We start from the raw sequence: 14,947 nt of genomic DNA, 5'->3' as shown, positions 1-14,947 counted from the left end.
ATCTTAAAAAAAACTTCAAAAATTTGGTCGAGCTACGCTGAGTGTGAGGGAACATTTTGTCGGTAACCTCGGGTTTTTTGATTTCATGAAAAGAGGGAATAATTAAAATAGCTGGCTGTTTGAAAGTATCAGTCAATCAACCGTAGAGTGTATAAAAGTCAGCCAAAGACTATTTTGACCAAAAAAATATTTCGGATCATGATCCGGAACATAAGTTGTCCGGATTATTAAAAAATTTATTTTCAACAATTGATAAATTTTGAAAATTCAATAATTTTAGGTATGCATTCGCCTTTTTTTCCATAAACGAAACAATATAGAAAAGTTAAAAATATAACAGTACGATTGAGGTGGCAGTTATATTTTTATCAATACAAATTCCAATATATATTTTTGATAATAAGTTCGAAATAATCAAAAAACAACTTGTTTGATTACAAAAACAATCCATATCTCGAAGGGTGCGCTTTTGGGCGCCCACTGTAAAATTCGTCAAAAAACCACTGTTGGAATGCGTGGACCATCTGAACGAGTTCGGAAAACATTCATGTGTTCCTAGCCAATGAAGGAGACCATCATGGCAAAGACGATGCAAGCCGCGGTTGTGCGTGAATTTGGAAAGCCCCTTACCATTGATGAAGTACCGATTCCCGAACCCGGGGATGGAATGATCCAGGTGAGTGTCCAGGCATGCGGCGTATGTCACACAGATCTACATGCCGCACATGGCGACTGGCCCGTAAAACCAAATCCTCCGTTTATTCCGGGGCATGAGGGGGTAGGCTATGTTTCTGCAGTTGGCCGAGGAGTCAAACATGTAAAAGAAGGCGACAGGGTTGGCGTACCATGGCTTTATACGGCATGTGGATGTTGTTCACACTGCCTTGCCGGTTGGGAAACCCTTTGTGAAAATCAGCTAAATACAGGTTATTCGGTTAATGGTGCTTTTGCCGATTACGTCGTTGCCGATCCGAATTACGTCGGACATTTGCCGAAGGATATCGGGTTTAATGAAATTGCCCCGATCCTGTGTGCTGGCGTCACTGTATATAAAGGCTTAAAAGTTACCGATGCCAAGGCTGGCAATTGGGTAGGAATTTCGGGAATTGGTGGCCTTGGACATTTAGCTATCCAATATGCCAAAGCTATGGGATTCAACGTTGCGGCAATCGATGTAGCCGATGACAAGATAGAACTTGCCAAAGAACTGGGTGCCGATATCGGTATCAATGTGACAAAATACAGTGATCCGACTGCCGAATTGCATAAACTGACCGACGGTGGCGTTCACGGTATGGTTGTTACGGCTGCATCACCAAAGGCTTTTGAACAAGCTTTGGGCATGGTCCGGCGTGGCGGAACACTGGCGATGAACGGCCTTCCGGCTGGTAGTTTCCCCGTCTCGATTTTCAATATGGTGCTCAATGGTGTAACCCTTCGCGGGTCAATCGTCGGCACTCGACTTGATTTACAGGAAGCTCTGGATTTCGCAGCTGCGGGTAAGGTCAAATCGCATATTTCGACTGATAAACTTTCTGACATCAATCACATCTTTGATGATATGATGGCAGGAAAGATCGAGGGACGTGTGGTCCTTGATATGACAAAATAAAACTTAAAAAATTTTGATATCAAAATTTTACGGGCCTGATTTTTTGGGCCCGTTTTTTTAAAAACTCTCGTTGGTTTAAAAAATTGTTGGTACCGACGAACTCTCCCGATTTTTCCCGTTCGATTATAAAAATTTATAACCGCTGAAGAAGCGGGTAGAGCAGTGCTGGCACCGTCCATTTTAGTGATGCATACTATATTTCGCTCGTTAATTAAAACCGTAGCATCTAACTGGTAAAATAGTTTCGATATACGAATTCGCAATATTTATTTATCTTCAAGAGTTTCATGTCAGGGCTGAAAGATGCCCCACAACCGCTAATTCGGAATGAATTTCAGCTGATTTTAAAACGGCTTATCAGAGATAATTTCCGGATGAATGGCGTATTGAAAATAAGATTTTGCCATTAGTCGTCATCGTATCGGGGCACGGAAAATCCGGATTAACCGGGTGATAGATAATAACCGAAAGTATAACTGGCCTTTTGATATTATTCACAGGTAAAATTTTTGTTTTCATCAATACTGTAGACAAATCTATCCGGTTAATAATAAATAATCGGATGCTTTTTGTTTGCAGTGGAGGCAACAAAGGGCAGCTTATTTCTGGCAGGAATATTTACCGGAGGAGGGGAATATGGCCACCAAAAGAATTCCGTTGACGTTCAGACAGACAATCATATTAATTTCGTTGGCGATATTGGGTGCTTTTTCATTAGGATATATAGCACTCGAGCGCGGCGAAACGATTAACGCGATGTGGATCGTCGTTGCAGCGGTCTGCGTATATCTTGTTTCTTATCGCATTTACGGGCTTTTTATTTCCAATATCGTGCTGAAAGCCGATAATACGCGGATGACGCCGGCTTACCGTCGTAACGACGGTCTTGATTATGTACCAACGGACGAAAAAATTCTTTTTGGGCATCATTTTGCCGCTATTGCCGGTGCCGGACCACTCGTTGGTCCGGTACTTGCCGCACAAATGGGCTATTTACCAGGGCTCTTATGGATTTTAGCCGGCTGCGTTCTTGCCGGAGCCGTACAAGATTTTATGGTGTTGTTTATATCGACACGCCATGACGGGCGTTCACTGGGTGAACTTGTTCGTGAAGAAATGGGTAACGTCGCTGGTGTGATTGCTCTGATTGCCTGTTTCATGATTATGATTATCATTCTCGGCGTTTTGGCGATGGTTGTTGTCAAGGCGTTGGCGGGAAGCCCTTGGGGCACTTATGCCGTTGGTTTTACAATCCCGCTTGCTTTTTTTATGGGGGTCTATTTACGCTATCTTCGTCCGGGACGAATTGGCGAAGTGTCAATAATCGGCTTGGTGCTTTTATTGTTCGGAATCGTTTCAGGCGGTTGGATAAAAGATAGTACCTACGCAAGCTGGTTTACGTATGAAGCAACAACATTAACCCTCTTCATAATAATTTACGGGTTTATTGCGGCGGTTTTACCGGTCTGGCTATTGCTTGCTCCGCGTGATTATTTGTCTACTTTTCTTAAAATCGGAACGATTGTTGCCCTGGCAGTGGGAATAATAGCGGTACGTCCGATGTTGGAGATGCCGGCTCTCACCAAATATGTGGATGGTAGCGGACCCGTATGGGGTGGAAACCTCTTTCCATTTTTGTTCATTACCATTGCCTGCGGTGCTGTTTCGGGGTTTCATGCACTTATTTCCTCGGGAACCACACCCAAAATGTTGGCTAATGAAGACCAAGCCTGCTTCATTGGCTATGGTGGTATGTTGATGGAATCTTTTGTCGCTATTATGGCGTTGATCGCGGCAAGTGTGATCAATCCGGGTGTATATTTTTCGATGAACGCACCGTTGAGTGTCCTTCTTCCATCAGGAACGGGAGACCTTGTTCAATCTGCTGCAACGGTTGTCTCCGGATGGGGCTTTCAAGTAACTCCGGACATGCTCACCAATATTGCTCATGAAGTCGGCGAAAAATCTATTGTTGCAAAAACGGGCGGCGCACCAACGCTGGCGGTTGGAATGGCGCATATTTTGCACAATGCATTAGGTGGCTGGATGAGTATGTCCTTCTGGTACCATTTTGCCATTTTGTTCGAAGCATTGTTCATTCTTACAGCTGTCGATGCCGGTACGCGTTCAGCTCGTTTTATGCTTCAAGACCTGATGGGCATTGCATTTCCGCATATGCGCAAAACCGATAATCTTTTTGCCAACCTTGTTGCTACCGCGCTCGTTGTCTTGATGTGGGGGTATTTCGTATATCAGGGAGCTGTTGATCCGAAAGGCGGCATATATTCGCTTTGGCCGTTGTTTGGCATAGCAAACCAGATGCTTGCGGCTGTGGCTTTACTTCTGTGTACGGTTGTTTTGTTCAAGATGAAACAACAACGTTATGCGTGGGTAGCAATTCTGCCTTCCGCATGGTTGTTTGTTTGTACAATGACAGCCGGTTGGCAAAAGGTATTTGATGCAAAACTCAGCTTTTTTGTTGCCGCGAGCAAAGCACCAAATAGCCAGTTAGCACTTGGTAATTATATAAATGGTGTTTTAACGGCTTTATTCATGCTCGTCGTTCTGGCTTTAACGTTCTTTGCCATTAGATCAGCGTTAAACGCGCTAAAATCCGATAAACCTATCGTCAATGAATTGCCCTATGAACCATTTCCAACAAAACCGGTCGAAATCAAGTGATTGGAACGCTTCGGAAAGTAAAAGTCTAAGGGATTTTAGGAAACGGTTTATAGTCTACGTAAAGGAATTTGGTTATGTGCTTGAATTTTTTAAATGTCGGGAAATTTCTCGGCAAAACAGCAAAGCTCATGGTCGGGGTGCCGGATTATGATACTTACGTTTGCCATATGAAATCGGTTCATCCGGATCAACGACCGATGTCTTATAACGAATTTTTTCGTGAACGTCAGGAAGCAAGATATGGAGGGAAGGGTGGCTTTAAATGCTGTTGACTGAACGAAATTGTAGAACAATTGGGTAAGTGTAATCAGTTTTATCCGCGTGGAGGATGATATGTGGAAGAAAGTTTTGTTGACGAGCCTGGTAATGCTCACAGGATGTTTGACATTACATGGTTCCTATCGGATTACAGTTGAAGACAAAGATGGCAAGCCGATCAATACAAAACTTGACTTATATGCCGAGGGATCAGGGATATACACTGTAAGAAATAGCATGTGTTCGGTTTACCCCGGTGCAGTCATTCGTATCCGCGACAGCAATACTAATCAGGAATTGAAGAGTGAAAGCCCGTATCATTGCCGGTAAAGGAACCCGCCTCTTCCGGCCTTTATATGGATATCGCTTTTGATTGTCGTATTGTTTTTTGAAGTCCGTTCGGTTTAAAAATGTCGACGATTGTATATACGAAAAAGACAGTTGGTTTAATTGTTCCCTCTGGATCTACCAAAAAACTCTGCGTTGAAATTGATATTAACTAACAAAAATAGACAATAAAATTGGGAATTGCTTTAGCGTTCATATTTGATCAATGACGAGGAATATGCTGGTAACGGAATGCACCTGAAGGGGCGCATTAAAAAACTATCAAAAATTGGGTGTTCACAGGCGTTTGTCTGCATTATAGAGCTGCCCAAAATGAGAAGCGTATGCTGTCGTTTTTGAGACGAACAACCCTCCGTCGTTCTTTCAATTGGAATACCAGGTTAACGTTGCTAACGGCAGTCTAGAAGAACTTCAAAGGCTTTTTAAATTGCTGTAACAATCATTGCGAATAGCCTGATTGTAAATATCGAAAAACTCGAAAAAGCCGATACCATATCAATGTCGGTAATCTGACAGTTTATCGGCGTACTAGAACAACGTTTCAATCGCCTGAGGTTTCGGAAGTCGCTTCTCAATCATCAATCAAGAAACAGGCTCCCGAAACTCATGAACGAAACCAGCGAAAATGTTGCAACTGACATCTCATAAGTGGTCATAAGCATTGTCGCATTTTAAATTTTTATGCCGATACTATTCATTCGCTTCATCCGGTGACTTTGTAGCGTTTTTGTTCGATTTTATTTTATTGATCAAAATTGTATGGAGAGATCTCGCGAGACTTTTATAGTCTTCATCAAAATGGTGTCCACCAGGAAGTTTGAGACGTTGCATGCCGTCCAAAGCTTCATCGGTACAGGCCGTATCATCTTCGTCTTCGCCGTAAACGCACACTGTTTTCTCTGCAGGTACATATTGCATCTGATCAAGAACCGGCGTGTCACCAGCTCCACCAAGCCATCCATCAATCGAGATTTGGAAATCTGCAGTTTTGGATAGACCCATCAAGGCAATCATGACAGTTTGATCTTTCACCGAGTTATCAAGGACTTCCCATGCGAAAGGCAATACATCGGCACCAAAAGAATAGCCAAAAAGCGCAACAGGCAAGCGTTGTTGAGGATCCGCCTCCTGAACAAGTTGTTCGATATCCTTGGCGATTTCTTCAGGAGTGCGTGTACTCCAAAAATAACGCAGTGAATCAATGCCGATGACATGGATGTCTTCACTTTGTAACAAGTCGCCGATTTCCATATCGATATCGCGCCAGCCGCCATCGCCGGAAAAGAAAATAACGAGAGCTTTTGCCGGATTTTTGGAAGGCATGTCGACAATAGGCAAATCAGCGTTTGCCGCATCACGAATAGCATAGTCGAGTGCTGTATCGACAGTGATCTTAACTCTCGTTTCAAAAGCCGGATCATTGACAATAGCGGCGATTTTATCGCGTGCTGCTTGCTTTACATCGTTTGCTTCGAGCTTGTTTGTTATTATTGTCACAGGCGAGGGGACTTTCGCCCCAATTTCGTAACTGTAACCTCCGTCGGGCATCTTGGTGGCGTCTGCGGCTTCCGTGCAGGAAGGTAAACGTGTGTGCGAAGATTGGGAGGGATCAATGACAACCGTTCCGGCCAACGTATTTTCCGGAGAGTCAGCGGCGGCAGCGTATGATACTATTCCCCCTTCACCGATTCCTACGACGACGGGGTGAAAATACACGTCGAGATCCAAACGACGAAGGATGTCTTTCGATAATGCTTCCAAATCGGACACGAGGTAGACGCAATCGCCATCTTCTTTATCAAGTTCTTCCCGCCAGCGGTCAAAATTGACTGATGCGACGATGAGATTTCTCTTCAAAAGTGCAGCCGTTATATCGGCTTCACGGGTTTTTGGACCTCCCGCATCCGAAACGACGATAGCAAGTCCCCTGATTTCTCCTTGCGGAAGATATACCGGAATATCGGTAAAGCGTTCACCTTCAGCGTAAACAACCGGTGCAGTGGAGCCAATGAAACTTGCCCATAAACGGTTGATTTTTCCACGGTGAAGAATGCCATATGTTGCTGCTGCAACGACTATAACCGCCAAGACCAGTAAAAGTATACGTCTGATTGTCATTTGCGTAAGAACTCCAGAGGGTTGCCGTTTATCAGTGTTGTAACATCAAAAAGAACTTTGGCCGTTTCGAATCCTCCCGGGCAAATGAGGTAATGTGGAGACCAGACAGGATCGAATTTATCTTTGAAAGCTTTTAAGCCGTCGAAATGATAAAGATCGCGCCCCCTGCGATAAATGAACGATCCTATGCGTTGCCAACGGGCAGCAAGCCTATTTGTCGATAGACCGGCTAAGGGAGCCGCGCCCAGATTAAACCATTGAAAACCCTGTTCCTTTCCGTAAAGCAACAGATTAGCGAATAATGCGTCCATCATCACTTTGGATACATTAGGAAGATAACGCATCATATCAACAGTTATTTCGTTATGATTCCCGCTTTTCCAAACATTTGCAAATGCGACTATCTGATTATCTTTTGTCATAACTGCAACATCATAACGCTTTAAAAATTCTTCATTGAAATAACCGATAGAAAAGCGTTTTTCGGCACCCGATTTGGAAGCAAGCCAGGTGTCAGACACATGGCGAAGTGCGACCAGATGATTGCCCACCTCGTTTGCCGGAATAATGGAAAACACGAGACCTTCACGTGCAGCTTTACGTTCGGCATAACGGAAAGGTTGACGTTTCGGTCCTTCAAGCGAAAAATCCGGTAGGTGAACTTTTGCTACCTCACCCAGTTTGATAGCTGTCAACCCCATATCAAGATAGAGCGGTAAGTGACTTGGCCCCACGCCATAAAAAACGGTCCGTAATGCCGCATCATCTGCGTGTTTTCGAAACTCCCAGGCGAGATCGCTAAAAACTTTCTCGTCGTTGCTGACCGGTTCGCCTAAAGCAATCAGGCTACCACCTGATTTGCTGTACATAATGAAACCATCTTTATTTGGCGAAATCAGAAATTGTTTGTCGCCCAAAAGCGCCAAAGCCGTATCCGACAAAGGAGATTGGGCAACAAGTTCCGGTATGCATTCGGGAATTGCCGTTTCGCGTTTCGAGCGCTTGCGCAGCGGCCTATGGATAATGTTGTAGAGAGCTACGATAAATACAACCGAAAATATAACTACGCTTGCTCTTAGGAAACGCGGCGCATTGGCGTTCCATGCAAAGCTCCACCATAATTCATTTGAATATTCGACGTGGCGGTAAACAAAAAAGCCGAGCCATATGACAGCACATACAAAAGCTGCAATACTGGCAAGCCAGCCCCAACTGATAGTCAAACCATTATTTAATGGCCGACGATAAAACGAGCGCTTGAACCCCCATAGAATCAAAGCAAACACGCACAGAATAGTTGCTTCTTCCCAATCGAGTCCTTTGGTCAGACAAAAAACCGCACCTGCCAGCAATAGAAAAATGGTAACAAACCATGCATTGACGAGGCGTCGCGCCAATCCGTAGGAAACAACGAGAAGTGTCACACCGATGAGACTGGCAGCAAGATTCGATGTCTCGATAAATATCAAAGGCAATATATCGGAAAGGACATCAAGCCTTATCCGGCGCCCCGGTGTAACAACCGATATCAACATCACAACACCGGCAAGAAAAGTAAGGCCGGCAGAAATAAAAGGTATCATCGGTTCGATAATGCGCGATACTTGGGCCGCGCGTGCCGAGACGCGCTTGCGTTGCCGGAACATTTCCCAGAATGCAATGCCGACAATTGCAATAACGAGTGGCAATATTGTGTAAATCAACCGGTAGGTCAAAAGAGCAGCCACACCTTGTGCATTTCCGGCAAGTCCAAGTCCACCAATCAGAATGGCTTCAAAAGCACCAAGACCGCCCGGAGAATGGCTTACGACGCCGATAACAATAGCAACTGCAAAGACGAGATTGAAAGCAAGAAAACCGGTTTGCAAATCGGCAGGCATCAGCACATAAAGTGTGGCAGATGCCGACGTAATATCAACGAGGCCTGCAAAAATCTGCATCAAAGCACCGCGGGAGCCGGGGAGTTTCAATGACAGCGGGCCGACTTTCAATTCTCTTGCACCACCGTAAAGCCATAAAATGAGAGCAACCAAAAGGATGATGATGGCGAAGCCGGCAATTCGGTCGCCGGTTAAATTGAGCGTACCAAGGAAGGGGAGGTTTTCGGGCTCGAAGGCAAGTGCAAATCCGATGACTGTGAGTAAAGCAAACCACATCGAAAACCACGACATGCTTATGATACGTCCGATATCGGCAAGTCCGACACCTTCACCAGCATAAACGCGGTAACGTAATGCTCCCCCCGTAAGGAAAGAAAAACCGAGGGCATTGGAAACAGCATAACCGGCAGATCCTGCGAGTGCTGCGACAGGCATAGTAATTTTGCCCGGAGCAATGGTGCGCGCGGCCACAACGTCATAAAGTGCGATGCCGCAAAAACTCAGTGCGGTAAAAAATAGCGCGGTTAGTAAAGTGGGAGTCGTATAGCTTTTGAAAGCTTCAATTGTGTCATGTCTCGAAGTGGTCTTTAAAAGTTCCCATAGAACAAAGAAGGAAATGGCTGCGATTAACAGGCCGAACAAGGGAACAATAGAAGTTTTGGCCAGATGTAGAAGACGGGACGGCTCTTTTGGTGGAGTGGTACCAGCCGCATTTTCATCCAGTTTATTCTCGCTCGTCATGTGAATCCTTTTAGACCATTGATCAGTTTGTTATGTCGCAGACTTAAACCACTATCTGTGAAATTTTACGAATTGAATTTGTCATCTTTATGTGGATGAACCGGTTTTTAAAACTGCAAGTTTCGTACGCTTGAAGGTTTTCACAGAGCTTAATATAAGATAATACCGATGCAAACGTTACGGAACGAGACAATTGTTTTCAGAATTATCGACATTCGGGGTATTTTTAGGTGGTGCACTTTCATTTCTGTCGCCTTGTGTCTTGCCACTCGTACCTCCTTATCTGTGTTATATGGCCGGTGTTAGTGTTGAAGATTTTCGCAACAGCGACACCCGGAAAAAACAGCCTGTCCGTCTAGCATTGTTTATTGCCGCAATCGCCTTTTCATTGGGCTTTTCAACAGTTTTTATCGCACTTGGTGCCACCGCAAGTACAGTCGGGCATTTTATCGGACAATATCGAGATATATTGGCGATGATTGCCGGTGTTATCATTATAATCTTCGGTCTCAATTTCTTAGGTGTATTCAGAATTGGATTGCTTGCACGCGAAGTTCGTTTTCAGACTCGAAAAACACCGGCAGGCCCTTTGGGTGCCTATATTATCGGGTTGGCTTTCGCTTTTGGATGGACACCCTGTGTGGGGCCGGTCCTTGGTCCTATTCTAACTTTCGCCGGTACTAAAGAATCAGTTGGTGAAGGAGCTTTTCTTCTAGGCATATATTCGCTCGGATTGGCTATACCCTTCATTTTGGCTGCGTTGTTTTCGAACTTCTTTATGTGGTTTTTAAGCTCATTCAGAATGCATTTGGGGAAAGTCGAAAAAATCATCGGAATTTTGCTTATTATTGCCGGCATTCTGTTCTTAACCGGAGAAATGCAGAATGTTTCATTCTGGCTTCTGGAAAAATATCCGTCGCTAAGCAGTATAGAAGCATTAAGCTGGTCGGATATCGTGTCTTTTTTCCGAAATCTCTTCTAATCATTAACGAGGTAAATGATGGGCCGCAGTTGTCTTTCAATAATTTTAGCAGCGGGTGAAGGCACACGGATGAAATCGTCTTTGCCAAAAGTGCTGCATAAAATAGCGGGCTTACCGCTCGTTTGTCATGTTGTTCGACAGGTTCAATTGATCGGGAAGAGTGATATTGCTGTTGTCGTTGGACGCGGCGCAGATGACGTATCATCGGCTGTAAAAGAATTTTCGAAAACTGCAAATATCTATCTGCAAAAAGAACGTCTTGGAACAGCACATGCGGCTCTCTCGGCACGTCAGATGTTGGGCGAGAATTATGATGATGTGTTGATTGTTTTTGGCGATACACCGCTTATCGAAGCGAAGTCGTTGGAACGCGCGAGAGACGAGCTCGCGCACGGTGCCGATATTGTTGTCATGGGTTTTGTAACCGAAAATCCGTCAGGTTATGGGCGTTTGATCGAAAAAGACGGAAAGCTTCAAGAAATTGTTGAAGAAAAAGATGCAACTACCGAACAGAAAAAGATAAAATTCTGTAATGGTGGTGTTATGGCGTTGAATGGCAAACTTGCTCTTTCATTGCTTGAGCAAATCAAAAATGAAAACGCAAAGAAAGAATATTACCTCACCGACATTGTGAAGATCGGAGTATCCCGCGAGCTTGAAGTGAGAGCAATTTCCATCCCCTTTGAGAATGTCATAGGCGTAAATACACGTGTCGAGCTTTCGCAAGCTGAAGCATTGTGGCAAAAACGTAGAGCCAAAGAACTCATGCTATCGGGAGTAACAATGCTGCGACCGGAAACCGTTTACTTTTCATATGACACCGAAATCGACCGCGATGTCATTATTGAACCGAACGTATTTTTTGGCCTTAATGTGAAAGTGGAGACAGGTGTTGTCATCCATGGTTTCAGCCATTTGGAAGGAGCAATTGTCAAAGCGCAATCAGAGATCGGGCCTTACGCACGGTTGCGTCCCGGAGCGATTCTTGAAAATTCTTCAAAGGTTGGCAATTTCTGTGAAATCAAAAACGCGAAAATTGGCGAAGGTGCGAAAGTCAACCACCTTACTTATATCGGTGATGCTGTCGTTGGTGGGCATACCAATATCGGAGCAGGGACAATAACCTGTAATTATGATGGCTTCAATAAATGGAAAACGATTATCGGCGAAAATGCATTTATCGGATCCAACTCGGCTTTAGTTGCACCTGTCGAAATTGGCGACGGGGCTTACGTTGCTTCCGGCAGTGTAATAACCGATCAGGTTCCCGAAAACAGTGTTGCATTCGGTCGTGCACGACAGATAAACAAGGAAGGACGCGCGAATGCCTTGAGAGAGCGTTTTTCCGCATTAAAAAATAAAAAAAAGTAATGGCAAAAATGCCATTTTTAAGATTTAAAAACTTGGAATGATTTTGCGTTCTAAAATATTCGAGACTGAAACTGCTGGGAACAAAAATGCTGATAAATTATTAATCAGCTTGTTATAAGTCATCGAATTAATATTAACCCGGAGCGAAGTTTTATATGTGTGGAATTATTGGAATCCTTGGTCATAGAGACGTGGCACCGCTGTTGCTTGACGGGTTAAAAAGACTTGAATATCGGGGGTACGACTCGGCTGGAATCGCTACCGTTTACCAAGGACGTTTAGGGCGCCTGAGAGCCCCCGGAAAACTCGTTAATCTTGAAGAAAAGTTACAAAAAACCCCATTAAAAGGCGAAATTGGCATCGGCCATACACGTTGGGCCACTCACGGTGCACCGGTTGAACGTAACGCTCATCCTCAGATGACCGGCAAGGTAGCTGTAGTCCATAACGGCATCATCGAAAATTTTGCCGAATTGCGGGACGAACTTATCGCTGATGGTTGTGTTTTTGAATCTGACACAGATACTGAGGTGCTGGCTCATCTTGTAACGAGAGAAATAAACGGTGGATTGACACCTGTGGAGGCGATGCGCGTCAGTCTCAAGCGGCTGCGCGGTGCCTATGCCGTTGCCCTTATTTTTGAAGGTGAAGAAGACCTGATGATTGCGGCGCGCTTTGGTCCGCCGCTTGCTATCGGTTACGGTAAAGGCGAGATGTTCGTTGGCTCGGACGCTATCGCACTTGCCCCCTTCACTGACCGGATTTGCTATCTTGAAGACGGTGATTGGGTTGTCCTCACCCACAACAGTGCGACAATCTATGATACGGATGACCAGATTGTTGAACGTGAGATTTCGACATCTTCGGGGAACGCGTTTCTCGTTTCAAAAAGTAATCACCGCCATTTCATGCACAAGGAAATGTTCGAGCAACCGGAAGTCATTTCACATACTCTGGCTCATTATGTGGATTTGGGTGCTGGCAAAGTAAACGAAGCTGCCAATCCGATAGATTGGGCCAATATTGACCGTTTGATCTTCGCAAGTTGTGGAACAGCCTTTTATTCGACATTGGTTGCGCGTTATTGGTTTGAAAAATTATGCGGTCTGATTGTAGAAAATGATGTCGCTTCCGAATTCAGATATCGTGAACCGCCGATGACAGACAAAACCTTAGCAATGTTTGTGTCGCAGTCAGGGGAAACAGCAGATACGCTTGCATCTTTGCGATATTGTCATGCAAAAGGGATAAAAACAGCGACAGTTGTCAATGTTTTGCAATCGACCATGGCAAGGGAAGCGGATTTTATGTTTCCTACACTAGCCGGCCCTGAAATCGGTGTTGCCTCTACAAAGGCTTTTACCTGTCAGCTGTCTGCTCTGGCATCGGTCGTTCTGACGGCGGCCAAACACCGTGGAATGCTCGACCGGAAAACAGAACAAAAAATGGTTCAGCAACTTGCAGAACTTCCAAGGATTGTGACCGATGTTCTGAAACTTGATAGTGATATCGAGGAAATATGCCGTGAGTTAATGACGGTGAAGAACATCCTATATATCGGTCGCGGTACGTCCTATCCGATCGCATTAGAAGGTGCGCTCAAGCTTAAAGAGCTTTCCTATATCCATGCTGAAGGTTATGCAGCTGGAGAATTGAAACACGGACCAATAGCACTTATTGATGAAACGATGCCTGTTATAGTCGTTGCGCCACATGATCGTTGGTTTGACAAGACTGTTTCCAATTTGCAGGAAGTGGCTGCCCGTGGTGGCCGGATCATTCTGATTACGGATAAGGATGGTGCTGCTAAGGCAGGGGTGAATAGCCTGTCAACGATTGTTATGCCGGATGTTCCGGAATTCATTGCTCCTATTGTTTATGCAGTTCCAGTGCAATTGATTGCTTATCATACAGCAGTGTTGCTTGGCACAGATGTCGATCAGCCGCGCAATCTTGCTAAATCGGTAACCGTTGAATAAAGTCTGAATTCAATTTACGTACAAACCGTCATTTCTCCCCGCTTATGAGGAGAAATGATATCAGTTTCCTGATTTTAAAACCTGATCCTGTGGTTTAAAGGGGATAGTGACAGCGATAATAGGACCAAGTCCGTACCACCAGTCATAACGTTTCAGTTCGGGTGCATAAAGGCTTGATATTGAACCATCAAGGAAAAGTGCGTTCGGGGTTTTCATTTCATCACGAAAAAATCGTGCGAATTCATCAAAGTTCACTCGTCCTTCAGAGTTGACAAAAACAACTGTTCCATCTGTTCTGACGCCAACGCCGTTTCGATATTCGAGATAAGGCGAGTTGACAATAAATCTTGGGTGAATTTTGTTTTCGATGACAAGCATCGGTCCCGATTGAGTTGCAATATCGGGGTTGATTTTTGATTTCAGAAATCTTTCAGTATCCAGAACACCGGCTTTTTCCCCCTCGACAAAGAAAATTCCGTTAGGCTTCATATGAAAATTTCCGGGTCCATCTTTTGTCGAAACGGGATGAATAGTTTTGCCGTTTTCAACATAAAGTCCGACCGCCGAAAAATCCTTGTGGTACATGCCGCCATTGACAGCGAACGCGATCGTTTTTCCTTGTTCACGTAAATATTTTTCAACGTTGCGAAAATACTTGAAAGGTTGACCGTTTGAGTCATCGAGAAAAAGCGAAATATTATATTTTTCCGGATCGACCTCGCAGACAATATAAGACTTGTTTTCAAATTTCTGGTGGTAGCAGAAATTGTGTTTAGCAGTTTGTTGTTGCGCTTCTCCGGTCTTTTGGCCTTGTTGTTGTGGTTCGGTTACAATGGGTGGATTGGAACCATGTGGGGTGGTGCTATCAGGCTTTTCTAACGTTGGTGTTTGCCTGAAAAACATAAAACTTCCCACTGTTACCAATAGTCCGGTTAGCGTTATCAAAAGCGGCGTGATGATATGGTTCTTTTTCATA

Annotated in this window: 10 protein-coding genes; 7 read left to right on the top strand and 3 right to left on the bottom strand. The window is 44.5% G+C overall.

Annotated elements, in window-relative coordinates:
• Window positions 1-577 precede the first annotated feature (577 nt).
• From adhP to H3V14_RS09180, 4 genes are all read left to right on the top strand, one after another.
• Entirely contained in the window at window positions 578-1,612 is a 1,035-nt protein-coding gene (gene adhP / locus H3V14_RS09195; RefSeq protein WP_198228139.1) for an alcohol dehydrogenase AdhP, read from the top strand.
• 636 nt (window positions 1,613-2,248) lie between these two features.
• The gene (locus tag H3V14_RS09190; RefSeq protein ID WP_198228137.1) at window positions 2,249-4,294 is read left to right on the top strand and encodes a carbon starvation CstA family protein; all 2,046 of its coding nucleotides are present in this window, start codon (window positions 2,249-2,251) and stop codon (window positions 4,292-4,294) included.
• A gap of 74 nt (window positions 4,295-4,368) precedes the next feature.
• Window positions 4,369-4,566 carry a YbdD/YjiX family protein gene (locus tag H3V14_RS09185; RefSeq protein ID WP_075917226.1) on the top strand — a complete coding sequence of 66 codons (198 nt, stop codon included), beginning with the start codon at window positions 4,369-4,371 and terminating at the stop codon, window positions 4,564-4,566.
• 61 nt (window positions 4,567-4,627) lie between these two features.
• On the top strand, window positions 4,628-4,882 hold the full coding sequence (locus H3V14_RS09180; protein WP_075917124.1) for a hypothetical protein: 255 nt from the start codon (window positions 4,628-4,630) through the stop codon (window positions 4,880-4,882).
• Between the two features lie 708 nt (window positions 4,883-5,590).
• Here H3V14_RS09180 and H3V14_RS09175 read toward each other — a convergent pair.
• Complete coding sequence (locus H3V14_RS09175; protein WP_198228135.1) at window positions 5,591-7,018, bottom strand: virulence factor family protein; 1,428 nt, start codon at window positions 7,016-7,018, stop codon at window positions 5,591-5,593.
• Window positions 7,015-9,639, bottom strand: a complete 2,625-nt coding sequence (mprF, locus tag H3V14_RS09170) for a bifunctional lysylphosphatidylglycerol flippase/synthetase MprF (protein ID WP_075870639.1) — start codon at window positions 9,637-9,639, stop codon at window positions 7,015-7,017. The genes H3V14_RS09175 and mprF overlap by 4 nt, the downstream gene beginning before the upstream one ends.
• A 193-nt stretch (window positions 9,640-9,832) precedes the next feature.
• On the opposite strand from mprF, the gene H3V14_RS09165 reads away from it, so the two are divergent.
• The 3 genes from H3V14_RS09165 to glmS all read left to right on the top strand — a co-directional run bounded on the left by H3V14_RS09165 (window position 9,833) and on the right by glmS (window position 13,971).
• Window positions 9,833-10,621 (top strand): cytochrome c biogenesis CcdA family protein, encoded by a 789-nt coding sequence (locus tag H3V14_RS09165; RefSeq protein WP_075870640.1) that lies wholly within the window; start codon window positions 9,833-9,835, stop codon window positions 10,619-10,621.
• Window positions 10,622-10,636: 15 nt separating this feature from the next.
• On the top strand, window positions 10,637-11,992 hold the full coding sequence (gene glmU / locus H3V14_RS09160; RefSeq protein ID WP_198228133.1) for a bifunctional UDP-N-acetylglucosamine diphosphorylase/glucosamine-1-phosphate N-acetyltransferase GlmU: 1,356 nt from the start codon (window positions 10,637-10,639) through the stop codon (window positions 11,990-11,992).
• 155 nt (window positions 11,993-12,147) lie between these two features.
• Complete coding sequence (gene glmS / locus H3V14_RS09155; RefSeq protein WP_198228131.1) at window positions 12,148-13,971, top strand: glutamine--fructose-6-phosphate transaminase (isomerizing); 1,824 nt, start codon at window positions 12,148-12,150, stop codon at window positions 13,969-13,971.
• Between the two features lie 60 nt (window positions 13,972-14,031).
• On the opposite strand, the gene H3V14_RS09150 is transcribed toward glmS, so the two are convergent.
• Window positions 14,032-14,946: a phosphodiester glycosidase family protein gene (locus tag H3V14_RS09150; protein ID WP_246785131.1), complete on the bottom strand. Its 915-nt coding sequence runs from the start codon at window positions 14,944-14,946 to the stop codon at window positions 14,032-14,034.
• Window position 14,947 lies beyond the last annotated feature (1 nt).

Source organism: Bartonella sp. W8151 (genome assembly GCF_016100385.1).
Taxonomy (GTDB): Bacteria; Pseudomonadota; Alphaproteobacteria; order Rhizobiales; family Rhizobiaceae; genus Bartonella; species Bartonella apis.
This window is presented reverse-complemented; position numbering and strand designations above follow the sequence as displayed.